This is a genomic window from Candidatus Obscuribacterales bacterium, assembly GCA_036703605.1.
Lineage (GTDB): Bacteria > Cyanobacteriota > Cyanobacteriia > RECH01 > RECH01 > RECH01.
The window spans coordinates 1-3,508 of sequence record DATNRH010000915.1 but is presented as its reverse complement, the minus strand read 5'-3'; the positions used below and the strand labels follow the sequence as shown (position 1 = coordinate 3,508).

3 protein-coding genes are annotated in these 3,508 nt (G+C 51.0%); 2 read left to right on the top strand and 1 reads right to left on the bottom strand.

All coding sequences use genetic code 11. The features are described 5' to 3' along the window. Both V6D20_18765 and V6D20_18760 read left to right on the top strand, forming a co-directional pair. A partial coding sequence (locus V6D20_18765) for a LeoA/HP0731 family dynamin-like GTPase (protein HEY9817822.1) occupies positions 1–687 on the top strand: 687 nt, incomplete at its 5' end. Between the two features lie 458 nt (positions 688–1,145). Then, entirely contained in the window at positions 1,146–2,210 is a 1,065-nt protein-coding gene (locus V6D20_18760; GenBank protein HEY9817821.1) for a glycosyltransferase family 2 protein, read from the top strand. A gap of 61 nt (positions 2,211–2,271) precedes the next feature. On the opposite strand, the gene V6D20_18755 is transcribed toward V6D20_18760, so the two are convergent. Next, positions 2,272–3,508: NAD(P)H-quinone oxidoreductase subunit 4 (locus V6D20_18755; GenBank protein HEY9817820.1), on the bottom strand; the 1,237-nt coding region annotated here is incomplete at its 5' end.

The window sequence follows — 3,508 nt, the reverse complement described above, 5'->3', positions numbered from 1 at the left end:
GAAGTAGAAGAAGTGTTCTCAAGCCCAACCTTTGCAGACTATGAAGTCATCCTGGAAGCTAACTATGGCAGTGGATCCTACAGCACAAACCCCAACCAGCCTAGATTTAGCATTCCCTATCGTCTATTCTCTAGTCTTGCTGATGAGCTGGGCGTGAAGGTTGGCTCTATGGCCATCCGCAATTTTATGAAGATTCCTGGAGGCACGGAGTCTCTGCGACATGCTGATGTTGTTGGCAGCTCCCTACATCACCTGATCCTCAAAGGCGGGAAATTGATTGGGTTCAAATTTAGACCTTGGCAAGCCGTTGGGCTAGCGAAGAATATGGGAAATATTGCCCGGTTTGCAGGGCCAGTTGTGGGTATTATTGTCGTTTTATTTGAAATTGTTGATCAAGTTCAGCAAACTAAAAAGGAGAAAGAGCTGTGTGAGATGCAAAACAAAATTGATTGTGAATTTGCTGCCATGGCTGACGAAGTAGAGCGTCAGATGCATGAACAACGTCAAGGCTTTGAAGACAGTGTTTTTGACTATCTAGAGCTAAAGGTTAAATCCAGTCGAGATCAATATATCGAGGATATGAACAAAAAACAGGATCAGCAAAATTCACAGATTCAGCAGATCAAAAGTATCCAACGTCGTCTCGATCAGCTTATTGATGTTTTGAGGAAATACATGAGCCGTTGAGAAACAGTTTAATGTCAAGAGAAAGCTTAAGGGGCGATCGCTTTTCTGTACATTGAGAGAGCGATCGCTTATTTATTATCTCTATCAGCATAGTAGGGGAGAAGAACACCAGCAACCCATCTCTAATTCTCTATGAGGCATTGCTGAATAGTCAGATAACTCTGCAGATGTTTGCAGGAGGTTTCAGTGCTTCTCATTTAAGCTTGACACCCTGATTCAGCACCACCCAATCATCAGTGGCTAGGAATTTAGGCAACCATCCCTAGCTAGTCCATAAACATAGGTCGTATAGTGATCGTCATCAGGTGCTAGCCATTTGCTCAACAGGAAGACTAATCAGGTTCAACAACGACACTTCTCTCTCTAAAATAGTACCGAAGCGATCGCTCTTCTCTAGACATGCCGCACACTCCTGGTAGGAACACCAAGCTTCTATACCGCGCTGAAAAGGGTCATCTATGACAAAGCTGATTATCCAAATTCCCTGCTACAACGAAGAAGAGACCTTGGGCGCAACCTTGGCAGAGCTGCCGCGTCAGTTGCCAGGCATCGACTGTATTGAATGGTTAGTGATTGATGATGGTAGCCGCGATCGCACCGTGGCGGTTGCCAAGGCTAGTGGGGTGCATCACATTGTGCGTTTGCCCCACAATCAAGGACTGGCGCGAGCTTTTATGACTGGCTTGGAGGCGGCGCTGCGCGCAGGGGCAGATATTATCGTCAACACCGATGCTGATAACCAATATTGTGCTGAAGATATTCCGGCGTTGATCCAGCCCATTCTCCAAGGTGAGGCAGATATTGTCATCGGAGCGCGCCCCATCTGGCAGACTAAACATTTTTCGCCGATCAAGAAACTGTTGCAAAATCTAGGCAGTTGGGTCGTACGCCTGGCCAGCAATACCGATATCCCCGATGCACCCAGCGGTTTTCGCGCCTATAGTCGCCGGGCGGCGCTGCAGATTAATGTGTTTAACCGCTATACCTATACCTTGGAAACGATTATCCAGGCGGGGCAGAAGGGGATTGCCATGACCTCGGTGCCGATTCGCACGAATTATGTTGCCCGGCCGTCGCGGCTCGTGAAAAGTATTCCGTCCTACGTCCAGCGATCGATTCTGACCATTTTCCGCATCTTTATGATTTACCAACCGATGCGGTTTTTCGTCTTGCTGGGCAGCATTCCCTTTGGACTAGGGTTTTTGCTGGGAACGCGCTGGTTAATCTTTCTGTTGATGGGGGCAGAGCGCACCCGCATTCCTAGTCTGATCTTGGCAGCTATTTTGATTTTGATCGGTGTGCAGATTTGGATCTTTGGTCTCGTTGCTGATCTGATGGCCGCCAACCGCAAGCTCATGGAAGATATTCAGCAACGTATGCGCCGCATGGATCTAGACCCGCCGCCCCAGGTTAGCCCTCAGGTGGTTTCGAAGGGGCGGGAAGCACGACCTACGGGTCAGCGTCGCCGAATGCGATCGCTCTATTCGGAGGACGATCCCCTAGATACGCCCTTCAATGATTAGTTGGCCATGAAAAAACCTGGGTTGGCATGTCCGACCCAGGTTCAGGATAGTTGCGGATAATCTAGCGAGGCAGGGACGGGGCCTGCAGGGGAGCGATCGCCAGGGCATCTGCTGTTGCCTGCCGCTGAGCAGTCAGCGTGGTCACTGAGCTGCGCATTCGGGCGGTTAGTTGCAGAGTCTTGGCATCGTATACCTGGGTCATCAGCTTGGGATAGAGGCCAATGCCAATAATTGGCACCAGCAGGCTAGCAATGATGAACACTTCCCGAGGTTCTGCATCGATCAGCACTTCGTGGGAAGTCAGCTCTTTATTTTCAGGGCCATAGAAGATCTCCCGCAGCATCGACAGCAGGTAAATCGGAGTGAGAATCACGCCGATCGCCGCCAAGATGACAATCAACACCTTAAAGGTGAGACTGTAGGCGTCACTGGTGGCAAAGCCTACGAAGATCATCAGCTCCGCCACAAAACCACTCATGCCCGGCAGGGCCAAGGAAGCTAAGGAGCAGGTGGTAAACATGGCAAAGATCTTAGGCATCAACCGTCCTACGCCGCCCATTTCATCCAGAATCAGGGTGTGGGTGCGGTCGTAGGTGGCTCCCACCAAGAAGAAGAGGCTAGCCCCAATCAAGCCATGGGAGACCATTTGTAAGACCGCGCCGCTCATGCCCAGATCGGTGAAGGAGGCAATCCCAATCAGCACAAAGCCCATGTGGGAAATCGACGAATAGGCGATCTTCCGCTTGAGGTTGCGCTGGGCGAAGGAGGTGAGGGCTGCGTAGATGATGTTCACCACCCCCAAGACGACAAGGACAGGCGCAAAGTAGGCATGGGCATCGGGCAACATCTCGCAGTTCATGCGAATCAAAGCATAGCCGCCCATTTTCAGGAGAATGCCCGCCAGCAGCATATGCACTGGAGCCGTGGCTTCCCCATGGGCATCGGGCAGCCAGGTATGTAGGGGAAAAATGGGCAGTTTCACCGCATAGGCCACGAAGAGGCCGGCATAGACTAAAAGCTGGAACTTCAGCGGAAAGTCTTTGTCCATGAGCGATCGCATGTCAAAGGTGACAGAATCGCCATAGAAAGCCATGGCTAGGGCTGCCACTAAGATGAACAGCGATCCCCCAGCGGTGTACAGAATAAACTTGGTGGCCGCATAGAGCCGCTTCTTGCCGCCCCAGATGGAGAGGAGTAAGTAGACCGGGATCAGCTCCAGTTCCCACATAAAGAAGAACAGCAGCATATCCTGGACGGCAAACACTCCAATCTGCCCGCCATACATGGCTAGCATCAAG

Bases quoted from the DNA above. Each gene is read 5' to 3' on its own strand.
- V6D20_18760 (HEY9817821.1), top strand. From the start codon at position 1,146: ATGACAAAGCTGATTATCCAAATTCCCTGCTACAACGAAGAAGAGACC.